The following is a 15,506-nucleotide window of genomic DNA, read 5'->3' as shown; positions in this document are numbered from 1 at the left end:
CCGTAATCTATAAACTATCAACAGGAATTTTAAATACATCCTTCAGCGCCTTTTTTGCCGACCAGTACCCGCACATGCCATGCACCCCACCACCCGGCGGCGTTGAAGCGGAACAAATGTAAATGCCTTCGGCAGACGTTTTGTAAGGCGAGTAACGCAAAGCGGGGCGAGTAAACAACTGCCGGATATCTATCACCCCACCATTAATATCGCCGCCGATGTAGTTGGGGTTGTATTCTTCCATTTGCGCGGTATCCATGGTATGTTTAGCCAGTATGCGCTGTTTAAAGCCGGGTGCAAACCGCTCAATTTGATCCTCGATAGCAACTGTCATGTTTTTGGTGGAACCGTTGGGCACGTGGCAGTAGGCCCAGGCGGTATGTTTGCCCGCGGGTGCGCGGCTATCGTCATATAAACTCTGCTGTGCCAAAAGCACAAATGGTTTTTCGGGGTGGATGCCATCCCAGGTTTGCTGTTCGGCCACCCTGATCTCTTCAAATGTATTGCCGATGTGTACCGTGCCGGCTTGCCTGCATCCCTCTGCGGTAAATGGTATGGCAGCATCCAGCGCCCAATCTACTTTGTAAACGCCCATGCCATAGCGGTAGCGTTCCAGCTGCCATTTATAAATGGATGAGAACTTGTGCCCGGCTATCTGCAATAACTGCCTTGGCGAAATATCAAACAGCACCGCATGTGCCGATGGCAACTGCGCTAACGATTTTACATATACGCCGGTTTCTACCTTTCCTCCTATCGATATAAAATAAGCCGCCAGCGCTTTTGCTATACTATGCGAGCCGCCCTTGGGTATGGGCCAGCCCTTTAAATGCCCCGCGGCCATCAGCACCAGGGCTATTGCCGAAGTAGCAGTATGGGTTAGCGGCTGCATAGAATGCGCCGCCATACCTGCCAGCAAAGCCCTGGCTTCGGTAGTTTTAAAGCCTTTAATTAAAAATGTAGCGGGCGGCAAGGCCTTCAGCCCGAAGCCGGCCATGGTAAACGGATGTTTGGGGAAATGAAGGGGGCCTAATACATCGCTATCAATCTGCGGCCATGCCTGGGTTACCCATGTCATTAATTCGCTGTAAGCGCGCTCATCAGTGCCCAGTAATTGGGCAGTATCGGTAACGCTGCCTTTTAACACGGCGGCTGTGCCGTTATCCAGCGGATGCGCGGCATCTACTTCGGGGTAAATATAATTTAGCCCAAATTGGGCCAGCGGCAGTGTCTTAAAAAATGGGGATGCGGCTGCCAGCGGATGGATAGCCGAGCAGATATCGTGCTTAAAGCCGGGCAGGGTTAGCTCCGCAGAACGAAGCCCTCCCCCTATCTCATCCTTTGCTTCGAGCAATAATACCTGCAGCCCTTTTTGCTGCATCAAAATAGCGGCCGCCAGGCCATTTGGGCCCGAGCCTACCACTATCGCGTTGTAATCCCGCTTTTCCAGCTTCATTAAAGGTGGTTAAAAATCGGAATAATTGGCCGGCTGCAAAAAGATGATATCCGCGTGCGATACATTATGCTGGTACTCCGGCTTTGCCGAAAGTTCTTTCCAGTAAGCATCGGCACCAAAGGCTTCCCAATGTTTATCCCTGTCGGCCTTGCTGTTAAAGGTGGTCATATACATCAGGTTAGGCATCTTAGCGCCGGCGATAACACTGGCGTAAAACACGGCATTAAAGCCAAGGCGGTTAAAAAGGCCTACTTCATCGCCCGTGTTAAACATTTTTACTTTGTTGATGAACAAGGCTTCGGTAGCACTTTCGTAGCTGCGGAGTTCGTAAATACGCTCCTCTTTCGGGGCGGTTAATGCAGGCACAGCAGGGCTGGGCATTTTGTAAAAAGCATTCATCACAATGCTTTCCAACCGGGTATACGGGGGCTTATCAAAGGCAGCGGTTGCATACGGGCTATTTTTTGCTGCGGCTATTTCGTTCAGAACAGATTCGCTAAACTGATCCATACTTTTTAGCGATTTAAAGGGGATTAGCACATAAATGCGCCTGTCGGCAGTATCGGCTTCCAGCGTTTTAAATACACCTATTTTGCTTATTCCGCCTTTATGCAGGTACGGTACAAAAATATCTTTCAGGTAATCTTCTATCACCTGTTTTTGGGCCGCCGTTTTATAGTGATATACTTTAAGCTGGTATACCGTATTATCGGCAGCAACGGCTTTGGTTAGTGGATTTATAAATACGATAACCAGTATCAACCCTAAAAAAAAGGGCAACTTTTTGTGAAATAACATAAGAGATGATGATTTATTTAAGGGTAAAGTTATTTAAATAAAGCTACATCCGCTACCTTAAATTGAAGCTTTATTGGGTTCCCATCTTTCCAGCGCATTCATAATTTCCTGTAGCTTCAGGGGCTTGCTCAGATAATCGTTCATACCGGCTTGCAGGCACTCGTCGCGGTCTTCGGCCATGGCGTTGGCCGTCATGGCTACAATAACCGGTTGGTGCTCCATATTCTGGCGGATAAAGCGTGTGGCTTCCAGTCCGTCCATTTCGGGCATTTGCACATCCATCAATATCATATCATATTTTTTATTGATAAGCGCGTTCAAACATTCGTGCCCGTTTTCTACAATATCCGGTTTGTAGCCCATTTTGTTGAGGATGTACTTAGCCAGTTTCTGGTTAATGGCATTATCCTCGGCTATCAGGATATTGATAGGGTGAAGCTTCGCAAATTCCTCCGAGAATGGCGTTTGTACCGGCTGCACTTCATTCTTCACATCAATGTTTAGCTTAAGTTGTTCAATGATATGCTTGTACAATACCTGGTGTTTGGTTGGTTTGGTTAAGGCAACATTAAACAGGTTCTTATTCTTTCGGCTTTGTTCATTCCCCATAGAAGTAAGGAGGATGATAGGCAAGGCCGGATCAATCTCGCGGATCTTACGGGCAAGCGTAATACCATCCATTTCGGGCATGTTCATGTCCGATATCACAAGGTTTACGGGTTCTTCTTCAGCAAGTATCTTTAAGGTAGCGGCGCCAGATTCGGCCATTACCGGGATAAAATTCCACTGTTTTAACTGTTCTTCCAATATATCGCGGTTGGTTGGGTTATCATCAACCACCAGGATGCGTTTGTTTTGGATCTCCGCCAGGTTTAGGTGCACATAATTGCGTTGCGATTTCACGCCCGGTTTTGCGTTGATGGTGAACGAGAAGGTGGTACCTTTACCCACCTCGCTTTTCACATCAATACTGCCGCCCATTAGCGTTACGAGTTTTTCGCTTATGGCAAGCCCCAGCCCGGTGCCGCCATACTTACGCGTAGTGCTCGAATCTACCTGCGAAAAAGCCTTGAACAGCTTGTTCAGCTTGTTTGGCGGGATACCTATACCCGTATCGCGGATCTCAAATAATAATTCAAATCCGCTTTCTATTGTGTTTTTAAGTTTTACGCAGATAAATATCTCGCCTTTCGCTGTAAATTTCACGGCGTTGCCTACCAGGTTTATCAGGATCTGCCGCAGCCGTAACGAATCGCCTATGATCTGCGCAGGCACATTATGATCTACCTGGTAAACCAAATCGAGATTAATGCGTGCCGCTTTCTCTGCAAAAACATCCAGTACAGCCTCGATACAGTCGCGCAGGTCGAAGTCGTGTTCGTCCAGCTCCATATTGCCCGATTCTATCTTGGAGAAATCGAGGATATCGTTGATCACATTCAGCAGCGAATCGCCGCAGGTTTTAATGGTTTCGGTGTACTCCTGCTGTTCCAGATTTAACGGTGTGTTAGATAATAAGGTGGCCATACCCATTACACCATTCATAGGTGTGCGTATCTCATGGCTCATGGTAGCCAGGAAAATACTTTTTGCGCGGTTGGCTTTTTCGGCATCTTCGCGGGCCTTTTCGGCTTCCTGGCGAAGTACGCGCTCGTCTTTACTCATTTCGGCAAGGCGTTCGGTGCGTTCTGCCACCTGCCTTTCCAGGATGGCTTTCTGGGCGTTTATAGCGCGCATCCTCAGCCGGAATATGGCGATCACAATTCCCACCGCCAAAAACACCATGAGCGTTTTAAACCACCAGGTGAGCCAAAGCGGCGGCTCGGTAACTATCTTGAGCCCCGGTGTAACCGGCGACCATAAACCCGCCAAATTTTGATACTTTACTTTAAATGTATAAGTGCCGGCGGGCAAATTGGTATAGGTTGCACTGTGCCGGGGGCCTACAAAGTTCCATTCTTTATCAAAACCTTCCAGTATGTAGGCGTATTGTTTTTTATCAACCGAGGTAAAATCGAGCGCGGCAAATTCCAGCGAAATAACCGATTGCTTGTAGTTAAGTGTGATACTTTGGGCATCGGATATATCTCCTTTAAGAGGTGATGCGTCGCTGCTATTTTTTGCGGAGACAACTTTTTTGTTGAACAACTGGAAGGATGTGATCACCAGTGGCGAAAAACCTTCGGGTTTTAAAATCTGCCCGGGCGAGAAAGCGTTAAAACCATTCACCCCGCCAAAATAAAGCTTACCCGAAGCACCTTTAAAGGCCGAATGCGACTTAAATTCATCTTCCTGCAAGCCATCCTCTACCGAATAGTTTTTAAACGTCCGTTTTATCGGGTCAAATTCCGACAGGCCATTATTGGTGCTTACCCATATTTTGCCATCGTCGTCTTCGCGGGCAGCGTAAATGATATCACTTGGCAGCCCGTCTTTCTTTGTAAAAACGGTAAAGCGCCTGGTAACCGGGTCGAAAAGGTTGAGCCCGGTAAAAGTACTGATCCAGATACTGCCGTTATGCCCTTCGTAAATATCGGGTACGTTATCATCGCTTATGCTGTTGGTACCGGCCTGGTGTTTAAACCGGGTAAACGAATTTGTTTTTTTATTGAACAGGTTGAGCCCTCCGTCGAAAGTGCCCACCCATAAATTACCGTGGCTGTCTTCCAGCAGCGAGTATACCCTATCGCTACTGATGCTGTTGGGGTCGTTTGCGTCGTACTTATAGTTTACAAACTGTTTTGTTTTTTTATCGTAGTGGCTCAGCCCGTCGTTATAGGTGCCTATCCAGGTGGTTTTATCCCTTGCGTGGGTTAAAGCGTATATATTATTGCCGGGCAAACTGTTGGGGTTACCGGGCTGGCTTTTCAAATTAGTAAAAACATTGCTTTTAGGGTTAAAAATGCTCACCCCGTCTGCCCAGGTGCCCAGCCAAAAATCGCCTTCATAATCCTGGTTAACAGTGAGTACAAAATTACCGGTAATGCTGTTTTTGCCGGGCTGATGTACATAATGTATTACATTGCCATTTTTATAATCAAACTTATTAAGGCCGCCGCCATCGGTACCTGCCCATACATTCTTGTCCTGATCCTCATAAACAGCCAGCACAAAATCGTTAGAAAGGCTATTGGGCGACGAGCTGTGCCTGTAGTGCGTAAAGCTCTCTGTGCTGCGTTTAAATACGTTGATGCCACCACTGAACGCTCCCAGCCACATATTGCCATGGCTATCTTTTAAAACGCTGTAAAGGGTGTTGCCCGTGATACTATTCTTATCAATATCATCGTGCTTGTAGGTATAAAACTTGCCGGTTTCGGGATTGAGGATGCATAAACCGCCGTTCTCGCTGCCTATCCAGAGGTTGTTGTTCTCGTCCATACCGAGGCTGTAAATGGTATTACCTGATATGGAGTTCTTCAGCTTCTCGTTATACAGGTAACGGGTGAAAGCGCCCGTATTCAGATCGAGTTTATTTAGCGAATTATTTAAGGTACCTATCCATAAACGGCGCTTCTTATCCTCAAATATACACCTTACACTATTGCCCGATATGGAATTAGAATTTACAGAGCTAAACTTATGATGAATGAAAGATTGCGTTTTAGCGTCAAACAGATCCAAGCCTCCTTCGGTGGTGCCCACCCAAAGGCGATTATCCGACCCCACGTAAACACAGCTTACCTTGCTGTCGCTGAGGCTCCGCTCGTTTTTAGGATCGTGCCTGAAGTGTTTGGTAAATTTATTTTGTTTGGTATCCAGGTAGTCCAGCCCGCCCTGGCTGCCTACCCAAATATTACCCAATTCATCTACCGCCAATTTTTTCAGAATATTATCCGACAGCGAATTGGGGTCTTTATCGTTATGGAGAAATTTTACAAAACGGCCGGTGCGGCGTTCAAGCTTGTTGAGGCCTATGATAGTTGCTATCCAGATGTTCCCCTCTTTATCTTCGAGGATATCAGATACCATGCTGCTGCTGATGGAAGCGGAGTCTTGCGGATCGTGTTTATAATAGCTGAAACCGTAGCCATCGTACTTACTGAGGCCATCCCTGGTACCCACCCAAATAAAGCCGCGGCTATCCTGTATAATACACTCCACGTTTATTTGCGACAAGCCCTCCCTTTTACCCAGGTGCTCAAACTTCATGCTTTGGTTTTGGCCGAAGCTGTTTAGGGCAAAAAGTACGCACAGAGCAAGTATAAAGTACTTATACATTAATTATTAAGGGATTAGCTACTATTAAGTTTATATGGTATGGTTACCTGCACTTATACGGACAGTGTGCAAATAAGTTCAAAATTTACAAAAAAGAAATCAAAACTTAATACTTTTCTTAAAAAGCACAAGGAAAGAAGGGAAAGGTAAAGCGGAAAGGTTAAAGGAGGAAGCTAATTTACCCGCTATAAGTCCCCAACGTATCAAAAAACAAAAAGGGTTAACGCTATCGCGTTAACCCTTAAAATGAATATTAAAAGTAAGCTGTTATAGTTCTCTCACCCAAATATTCCTGAAACTTAAAGGCTCGCTTTTGTCACCATGTGCCTGTAGCTTTATCGGGCTTGGGCCATGTGCGGCGCGGTAACCCGGTGCACCAATGTATTGGGTTGGGCCAAGCAGCTCGATGTTGTTTTCTACCAGTACGCCGTTAAATAAAACGGTAACACGGGCAGGGGTTTTTACTTTGTCGCCATCGAAGGTTGGGGCCGTCCAAATTACATCGTAAACGTTCCATACGCCTGGTGCCTTGGTAGGGTTTGCAAGCGGGATGAATTGCTTGTAAATACTACCCGCCATGCCGTTCACGTAGGTTTTGTTGTTGTACGAATCTAAAACCTGCAGTTCGTAACCCAGGTCGCCTTTGCCTATCGAAGCTAAGAAAACGCCGCTATTGCCGCGCCCCTGGCCTGTTCCGGTGATGTTTGCGGGCACCTTCCACTCAATGTGTAGCTGGTAGCTGCCGAATTTTCTTTTAGTTTCGATGTTACCTGTTGCTTTGTTTACGGTAAGCACATCGTCCTTAACATCCCATTTTGCAGGCGCGCCGCTGGCAACGTCTACCCATTCGTCGAGGTTTTTGCCGTCGAATAATACAATCGCGTCTGATGGTGCATCGCTGGTTGTTTTACCTGCGGTAACCACCTTTGGCACCGGCTCCCATTTTTCGGTATCCTCGGGTTTTGCGCCCTGCTGCGCGTTCGCTGCCAAAAAACCGGCAGAAAGCAGTGCAGTTAATATTAGTTGGTGTTTCATATTTTATGAATTATTGGTTCGATGTAATATTAAACAGCAAGCAGGCCTTTAATGTATTTGCTACTTTGCGCAATGCTCTTATAAGGATCGATGTTGGTAAAGTTCTCCTGCTCTACAATAAAATGCTTGATGCCCGCTAATTTCGCCTGGCCAAGGATAGTTTTAAAGTCGATAGTGCCTGTACCAATTTCGGTGTTCAGCTCATGGTTGGTTCTATCCATATCCTTAATGTGCACAAATGTAAAACGGCCCGGATGTTTTTTGAAGATATCCAAAGGATTGTAACCGGCACGAACCACCCAGTACAGGTCCATCTCCATATTCACCAATTTAGGGTCGGTTTCGTTCAGGATGGTATCGTAAAAAGTAGTGCCTTCGGTTTCTTTCCACTCAAAGTTATGGTTGTGGTAACCCAGCTTCAAGCCCTGTGGCTTCAATATCTCCGCTATTTTGTTCATTTTTTCGGCAACCGCTTTAAAATCGGCTGCTGTTTTAATAAACTCATGGTTGATGCCCGGGATGATAATGTAAGTTTGGCCGGTTGCCAAAGCGCTTTCGATGTAGCTGTTCAGCTGATCCATTTTGCCGCTGCCAAAGTACTCATCCAAACCGTAGTGACCGCTTGGGGTGGTTAAGCCGTTGGCTTTTAGCAAGGCACTAAATTCTTTGGCGCTTAAACCCCAAAAACCGCCCTGCTTAGAGTAGCCGAAAGTTTCCACTTCCGAGTAGCCCGCTTTGGCAATATTGGCAATTACGCCTTTTACATCTTTAGGCAACTCGTCGCGCAAGCTGTATAACTGTAGCCCAACGCCCGTTTTGCCTTTTGCTGATAATAAAGTGGGTGCCAGCATAGCTGCCGCAGAAGCGATACCCGCCTGTACTAAAAAATTTCTCCTGGTTGTCATGTATCTTGTTTATAATTCAAACTATGACGCCGTAAGCCCTTAAAGGTTTAAACGTCGCAGATGTGTACGGCCTTCTTAAGCGAGGCCAGTTTGTCTTTTTGTTTCGGTATAAATTCCTGCGCCACAAAGCCTTTGTGCCCGGTTTCTAAAATCGCCTTCATAATGGCGGGATAGTAAAGTTCCTGGGTATCATCTATCTCGTTGCGGCCCGGTACACCACCTGTGTGGTAGTGGTTAATGTACTGGTGATAAGCGCGGATATTGCGGATCACATCGCCCTCATCAATTTGCATATGGTAGATATCAAACAGCAGCTTAAAATTCTCGCTGCCCAATCTTTTGCAAAGTTCGGCACCCCACTCTACCCTATCGCACTGATAATCTTTATGATCTATTTTGCTATTCAGCAGTTCCATCACCAATACTACACCGTGCTTTTCGGCAAGGGGCAGCAATGGTTTTAAGCCTTCCACGCAATTGGCCCAACCGGCTTCGTCGGTTTTACCGCGGCGGCTGCCGCTAAAGCAGATGAGGTTTTTATAACCAGCTTCTGCCACTTTAGGGATCATCTCGGTATAGCGTTTCTGTAGCTCGGCGTGGTATTGCGTATCGCCAAAACCATCCGTAAGGTTTATTTCGGCACCGTTGCACATGCTGCTGTACAGCCCATATTTTTTAAGGGTAGGCCAGTCTTTAGGGCCAACCAGGTCGATCCCTTTTATGCCGATCTCTTTTGCAGCTTTGCAAAGATCCTCTACGCTGATATCGCCATAGCACCACTGGCACACAGCGTGGTTAATATTACCTTTTAATTTATCGTCCATAGGCTCGTTTTCGGCGGCTTTAAAAGATGATAACATGCCCGATGCACCAATTGCGGCGCCACCGGCAATAAGGCCTTTGATGGCCGTTCTTCTGTTTTGATTTGTTGCCATATTGTTAAACTTCTAAACGGCCTTCAGGCTCGCCATCAATTTCTAAAGAGGGTTTAGTTTGTATTTGGTTTTTATCCTTAAAAAAGATCAGGAACACCAGTAACACAACAGCGGCTATACCGCCTGGTATCAACCAAATGGTTTGCCAATTGTGTGTAGTTTCTGATACCTTCCATTTGTCTACTATCGGCCCGGAGATGTACGAACCAATAAGCATACCCACGCCGTACGTAGCCAGGGTAATAAAGCCCTGCGCAGCACTTTTAAAGCGTTCGCCTGCCAGGTTATCGGTATAAATTTGCCCGGTTACGAAGAAGAAATCGTAGCAAACGCCGTGTAGTACTATACCGGCTATCAGCATCCAATAGTTGGAGCCTGCATCACCATAGGCAAAGAATACGTAACGCAATACCCACGCAAGCATACCTATTGCCAGCATCTTTTTAACGCCCAGGCGTACAAAAAATAAAGGCATCAGCGCCATAAAGCCCAATTCGGACCACTGGCCGAATGATTGGATAAAGGCGGCCTTTTGCATCCCCACTTCGTTGAGGAAAGGGTTTGTAAAATTATAGTAAAACGCCAGGGGCACGCAAATGGCTATAGAGGCAAGGAAGAATACCAGGTAAGAGGAATTCTTTAAAAGCCCGATAGCATCCAGGCCCAAGATATCGCTCATGCTTGATTTCTGCCCCTTTTTTGCCGGAGGGGTTGACGGAAGCGAGAAGCTTAACAAGCCTAAAATTAAAGACGCTACGGCCGCCATTTTGAAGGTAAGCACCAGCGAGTTGCTTTGCTCCCAACCTAACCAGCCAATAACCGTACCGGCAACTATCCAGCCGAAAGTACCGAGGATACGGATTGGCGGGAACTCTTTGCTTGGGTTGGTCATTTGCTTAAACGATACCGAGTTTACCAGCGCGAGCGTTGGCATATAAACGATCATGTAAGCAAAAATAACGGGTAAAAACCCATCAAAATTGGGGATAGTAGTAATGTAGTATAAAAGCGCCGCACCGGTAAGGTGTAAAACACCTAAAACCTTTTGGGCGGAGAAATAACGATCGGCAATTAAACCGATGATAAACGGCGCTATAATGGCCCCCCACGACTGGCTTGAATAAGCAGTAGCATTCTGCGTTCCGCTCGCACCCAGTGTTTTACCCAGGTAGGTTCCCATAGTTACAAACCATGCGCCCCAGATAAAAAACTGGAGGAACATCATAGTAGATAACTTAACGCGTGTTGTTAAGTTCATAATTTATTTTAGTTTCAAAAATTGGTCTTTCGGAGTTGGCAGAAGCTTATTTTACCGATAAAATATACTTCACCATTTCCTTAGCATCCTCCAGCTTTATAGCCGGGTGCGGGCTCATGGCAATATCGCCCCAGTTACCGCTGCCGCCTGCTATCACTTTCTTAGCTAATTTTTCTTCGTCAGCAGCAGTGTATTTTTTGGCGATGTCTGCAAACGCAGGACCTACAATTTTTTGATGATCTTTATGGCAGGTGGTACAATCTGCGCCTGCAATTAAACTTGCACCCTTGGCTGTTGCACTTGCCGGAGCATCTGTGCCTATTTTATTAACAGCGGTGTCTACGTTAGGTTCTGCTGCTTTTGCTGCCGAATTAGTTGCTGTGGTAGTGTCACCACCTTCAGATTCACCAGGTTTTGGGCCGCCACACGCTGCAATTACTAAACTGATGCCTAAAACGATAAATACTTTTTTCATGGAGTTATATGTTTGATTTTTTGAATTCCGAAAAATACAATTTTTAATTTACGGTGAATAATTTATTTAAACAACCGGATCGGCTATGGGCGTTGTTTTATTCTTGCTGCGCATATATAGCACTAACCCGGCAAAAGCTACAATTAAAACAATTGGTATTACCAGTGTAGCCTGTAATACTTTCACACCGGCCAAGGTATTGTTGCCACCCGCTTCCTTAACAATGTTATCGTAATACTTGCCCATAAAGATCATAAATAACGATACCGCGAACATACCAGCTCCGCCCATCAGGTTTAAACCTAAAGCACCTGTTTTTGGCAGATTGGTATTTACAAAGCCCAGCATCATTGGCCAGAAGAAGCAAACGCCCATACCAAATATGATAGCTGCAACAAATATTACATTACCTGTTGAGGTGCTGAGCAAATAAAGTCCGGTTGCAGCCAATATGGTAGATATGAGGAGCACCATCTGCGGCGAAAACTGCTTTAAAATTGGTTTGGCAAATGCCCTGCCTACTACCATAACCCCGGTTTCGAGCGTTAAAAGCAATAATGCGTTGCTGCTTACATTTCTCAATAGTACATCTATCCACTGTCCTGTAAATAATTCAGTAATACCTGTGCCGAACATGCAGATAAGCATGAAGATAAACAGTGGATTTAACAATGCTTTGTACATGCCCGCAGTGCTTACGCCTGATGCAACGCGCTCGGTTGGCGGAAAATCTAATTTAGAGAATAGGTATCCGTATATAGCGGTAGGGATCAGCATTAGCCCAACCTGTACCTGCCAGCCGATGCCGAATTGTTTGAGTAGAGTTACCAATAAAGTGCCTATAACAATACCGCCGGGGAACCATAAATGGAAGTGACTTAATTTAGTGGTTTTCTCTTCGGTATAAAGTGCAGTAACCAGTGGGTTGCAAGCAGCTTCTACCGTTCCGTTGGCTATACCGATAAGGAATGTGGAGATAAACAACGTCCAGTAACCGGAGGCGAAAATGGTAAGAACGATACCAAGCAAATGAAAAAGAAAAGCGATCACCAGAAGCCTTTTCATGCCAATTAAATCAACTATAAAGCCGCCTATTACCACGGCAATAGGGAAGCCATAGAAAGCCGTTGCTGTAATGGTAGCTAATTGCGCCTTATCCAGTTGAAACTGAATGCCGAGATCGTTAAGGATACCCGCGCGGATACCAAAGGATAATGAAGTTACGAGCAACGCCAGGCAACTCGCCCTGAACAATTGCGTACGGTTAATAGTAGTGGCCATTTTTATAATTAGGTTTTTTGGTTTGGTTGTTTAAATTCTTCTCAATTTTATAGCCCGATGAGCTTACGGTTAAAAGCTTCATCAGAACCTGATGCGGCGAAATCATCAAAGGTGCGGTCGGTAACGCGGATGATGTGATCCTTAATAAACTGTGCGCCTTCTCTCGCCCCGTCTTCCGGATGTTTTAATGCACATTCCCACTCCAGTACCGCCCATCCCGTATAATCGTATTGGGTTAATTTGCTAAAGATGCCTTTAAAATCTACCTGCCCGTCGCCCAATGAACGGAAACGGCCTGCGCGGTTGATCCAGTCCTGATAGCCACCGTAAACGCCCTGCCTGCCGGTAGGGTTAAACTCAGCATCCTTTACGTGGAACATTTTAATGCGTTCGTGGTAGATATCAATGTACTCCAGGTAATCTAACGCCTGCAGCACAAAGTGCGATGGATCGTAAAGTAAACAAGCGCGTTTGTGGTTGTTTACCTTCTCCAAAAACATTTCGTAGGTGATACCGTCGTGCAAGTCTTCGCCCGGGTGTACCTCGTAGCAAAGGTCTATCCCATTCTCATCAAACACGTTGAGGATAGGTTCCCAGCGTTTGGCAAGCTCAGTAAAAGCGGTATTTACCAGCCCTGCAGGGCGCTGCGGCCACGGGTAAACGGTTTGCCAGATTAGCGCGCCGCTAAAGGTAACATGCGCGTTCAGGCCCAGGTTTTGTGATGCCTTAGCAGCATATTTCAACTGCTGCACCGCCCATTTTTGCCTTTCTGCAGGATTGTTTTTTACGGCGTCCGGCGCAAAAGCGTCGAACAATGAATCGTAAGCCGGGTTTACGGCAACCAGCTGGCCCTGTAGGTGGGTAGATAGCTCGGTAATTTCTAAGCCAGCTGCGTTTACAATGCCTTTAATCTCGTCGGCATAGGTTTTACTTTCAGCTGCTTTTTGCAGGTCGATAAAACGCGCGTCGTTTGTTGGTAACTGTACGCCTTTGTAACCCAGCCCAGCCGCCCATTTACAAATGGAGCTTAGATCGTTAAAAGGCGCTTCGTTGCCTATAAACTGCGCTAAAAATATTGCCGGCCCTTTTATAGTGTTCATGTGGTAGTGTTAGATTTAGATAACGTAATCAGTCCATTTTTGGTCGCTGTTGTTTGATGCAACCACGTTATTGATAAATGCCATGCCACGGATACCATCCTCGATAGACGGAAAATCCAGCCATTCTTCTTTCGGTTCAACACCCTCTATTTTAGCGCTCAATGCCAAAGCAAAGTTGCGGTACAGGTTGCCAAATGCCTCCAGGTAACCCTCCGGGTGACCACCGGGCGTGCGGCAATTTGATGTAGTATAGCTTGATAATCTATCGGTATATCCGCTGCCTGCGCGTAAGATCTGAGCCGGTTTATCGGTCCATTTTACAATAAGGGTGTTAGGCTCCTGCTGTGCCCATTCCAAACCACCGTTTTCGCAATAAACACGGATCTTTAAAGCATTCTCTTCGCCGGCTGCAATTTGCGACGCGGTTAAAGTGCCGGTAACGTTATCTTCAAAACGTAAAAGTACAGCGCCATCATCATCCAGCATACGGCCATCTACTACAATATTAAGTGAAGCATTCAACTGGGTGATTTTTTTGCCGGAGATGTATTCTGCCAGGTGTGCGGCATGCGTACCGATATCGCCCATGCAACCGCTTTTACCCGATTTGGATGGGTCGGTACGCCATGATGCCTGTGCATTGCCTTCGCGCTCGGATAAGCGGCTAAGCCAGCCTTGTATGTACTCTACATATATTTTACGCACTTTACCAAGCGAACCATCTTTAATGATCTGTTTGGCCTCTTTTACCATCGGGTAACCGGCGTAAGTATGGGTAAGCAATAGCATCAGGCCGGTTTCTTCTACCTTGGCTTTCAGCTGTTGAGCTTCCTCGAGGGTGAAGGTTACCGGTTTTTCTACCACTACGTTGTAACCGTTCTCCAAAGCTTGCATTGCCGGGGCAAAGTGGGCAAAATTGGGGGTAACAATAGTCACAAAATCCATGCGTTTATCGGCAGGCATGTTTGCCTCGCCTTTAAACATCTCATCAAAAGTGTTGTAGATACGGTCCTCATCCAGGAAAAGGATCCGGCCGCTTTCCTGTGCTAATTCGGGGTTAACGCTAAGCGCGCCGGCAACCAGTTCTATCTGGCCATCCATATTAGCGGCAATGCGGTGTATAGCGCCGATAAAGGCATCTTTACCGCCGCCGATCATGCCCATGCGCAATTTTCTTTTACTCATATGTATTTGTTGTAGATAAGCAATTTAAGCCCACCTTATGCTAATGCAAGGGGTGGGCTTAAAAGTATTAAATTTAGATTGAAAACGAAAGCATCGCCACTTAAATCTGTGCTTTACAGGCGCGAATTTTCATTTTCCCAATCGATTGCAGGAAATTATGGGCTCGCACGCTGATTCCGTTGTGCATCTTATGATAGTGCCCAGGCGCGGTCTCCTTTTTTGTAAGGGAAATTGCCATCGTATTTTCCAGGTACCGGTACGTAACGCAGTGCTTTAGTAGCACCTACTTCTGATGTGAAGTAACCCAGCAGGGTTAATTGTTTCATCATGGTGAAGTAGTGGTTTGGTACATCCGGCGCTTTGTAGTCCTTCTCGTCTTTGTGCTTGATCTTGTCGGCATCGGCGTCCGCACTTCTTTTGGTGGCGTACTCTTTTGCCTCTTTATCCAGTTCGGTTAAAAGTTCGGTGCGTTGCGCCGGAGTTGCCTCCATAAACTTCTTGCTGAATTTTTTGCTGCTTGCCTCATCCAGTTTAGAGATACCTTCCTTAAATACCTTCTGATCGGCTTCGGTGTAGCAATCTTTTACCATTATGGCCATAAAGGCACCTACCTTGGCTGCCTTAGCGCCCGGGGTGCTGGTTTCCGGCAGAATGGTTTCGCCAACCTCATCTAAAAATGCCGTTGTTTCCGGGGTAGCAAGGTCGTCGGTATTTACCGAACTGCCCGATTTACACCCCGATATAAAGAACTCAGCGCCAATGATGGTTCCTCCAAGGATCAAACCTACCCGGCCTAATGCGTCTCTTCTGTTCATTTTGTTTAATATTTTGAATTAATGATTATTGATTTAGTGCGA

Annotated in this window: 12 protein-coding genes; all 12 read right to left on the bottom strand. The window is 46.3% G+C overall.

Translation table 11 applies throughout. The features are described 5' to 3' along the window. Positions 1-7: 7 nt before the first annotated feature. Positions 8-1,456 carry a phytoene desaturase family protein gene (locus tag IDJ77_RS21900; protein ID WP_191191115.1) on the bottom strand — a complete coding sequence of 483 codons (1,449 nt, stop codon included), beginning with the start codon at positions 1,454-1,456 and terminating at the stop codon, positions 8-10. Between the two features lie 9 nt (positions 1,457-1,465). Continuing rightward, positions 1,466-2,254 (bottom strand): NIPSNAP family protein, encoded by a 789-nt coding sequence (locus IDJ77_RS21895; RefSeq protein WP_191191114.1) that lies wholly within the window; start codon positions 2,252-2,254, stop codon positions 1,466-1,468. Between the two features lie 57 nt (positions 2,255-2,311). After that, positions 2,312-6,475 carry a hybrid sensor histidine kinase/response regulator gene (locus IDJ77_RS21890; protein ID WP_191191113.1) on the bottom strand — a complete coding sequence of 1,388 codons (4,164 nt, stop codon included), beginning with the start codon at positions 6,473-6,475 and terminating at the stop codon, positions 2,312-2,314. A gap of 267 nt (positions 6,476-6,742) precedes the next feature. Next, complete coding sequence (locus tag IDJ77_RS21885; protein WP_191191112.1) at positions 6,743-7,510, bottom strand: 3-keto-disaccharide hydrolase; 768 nt, start codon at positions 7,508-7,510, stop codon at positions 6,743-6,745. 29 nt (positions 7,511-7,539) lie between these two features. After that, entirely contained in the window at positions 7,540-8,415 is an 876-nt protein-coding gene (locus tag IDJ77_RS21880; protein ID WP_191191111.1) for a sugar phosphate isomerase/epimerase family protein, read from the bottom strand. A 47-nt stretch (positions 8,416-8,462) separates the two neighbouring features. Next, complete coding sequence (locus IDJ77_RS21875; RefSeq protein WP_191191110.1) at positions 8,463-9,350, bottom strand: hydroxypyruvate isomerase family protein; 888 nt, start codon at positions 9,348-9,350, stop codon at positions 8,463-8,465. Between the two features lie 4 nt (positions 9,351-9,354). After that, positions 9,355-10,608 carry a nucleoside permease gene (locus IDJ77_RS21870; RefSeq protein ID WP_191191109.1) on the bottom strand — a complete coding sequence of 418 codons (1,254 nt, stop codon included), beginning with the start codon at positions 10,606-10,608 and terminating at the stop codon, positions 9,355-9,357. 46 nt (positions 10,609-10,654) lie between these two features. Then, the gene (locus IDJ77_RS21865) at positions 10,655-11,083 is read right to left on the bottom strand and encodes a c-type cytochrome (protein ID WP_191191108.1); all 429 of its coding nucleotides are present in this window, start codon (positions 11,081-11,083) and stop codon (positions 10,655-10,657) included. A gap of 66 nt (positions 11,084-11,149) precedes the next feature. Next, complete coding sequence (locus IDJ77_RS21860; protein WP_191191107.1) at positions 11,150-12,364, bottom strand: MFS transporter; 1,215 nt, start codon at positions 12,362-12,364, stop codon at positions 11,150-11,152. A 47-nt stretch (positions 12,365-12,411) separates the two neighbouring features. Further along, on the bottom strand, positions 12,412-13,464 hold the full coding sequence (locus tag IDJ77_RS21855; RefSeq protein WP_191191106.1) for a sugar phosphate isomerase/epimerase family protein: 1,053 nt from the start codon (positions 13,462-13,464) through the stop codon (positions 12,412-12,414). Positions 13,465-13,479: 15 nt separating this feature from the next. Further along, on the bottom strand, positions 13,480-14,649 hold the full coding sequence (locus IDJ77_RS21850) for a Gfo/Idh/MocA family protein (RefSeq protein WP_224751189.1): 1,170 nt from the start codon (positions 14,647-14,649) through the stop codon (positions 13,480-13,482). A 188-nt stretch (positions 14,650-14,837) separates the two neighbouring features. Beyond that, the gene (locus IDJ77_RS21845) at positions 14,838-15,464 is read right to left on the bottom strand and encodes a gluconate 2-dehydrogenase subunit 3 family protein (protein WP_191191105.1); all 627 of its coding nucleotides are present in this window, start codon (positions 15,462-15,464) and stop codon (positions 14,838-14,840) included. Positions 15,465-15,506 lie beyond the last annotated feature (42 nt).

Origin of the sequence: Mucilaginibacter pankratovii (assembly GCF_014773265.1) — a bacterium.
Taxonomy (GTDB): Bacteria; Bacteroidota; Bacteroidia; order Sphingobacteriales; family Sphingobacteriaceae; genus Mucilaginibacter; species Mucilaginibacter pankratovii.
The sequence above is the reverse complement of the archived record's forward strand: the minus strand, read 5'-3'. Positions and strand labels throughout refer to the sequence as shown.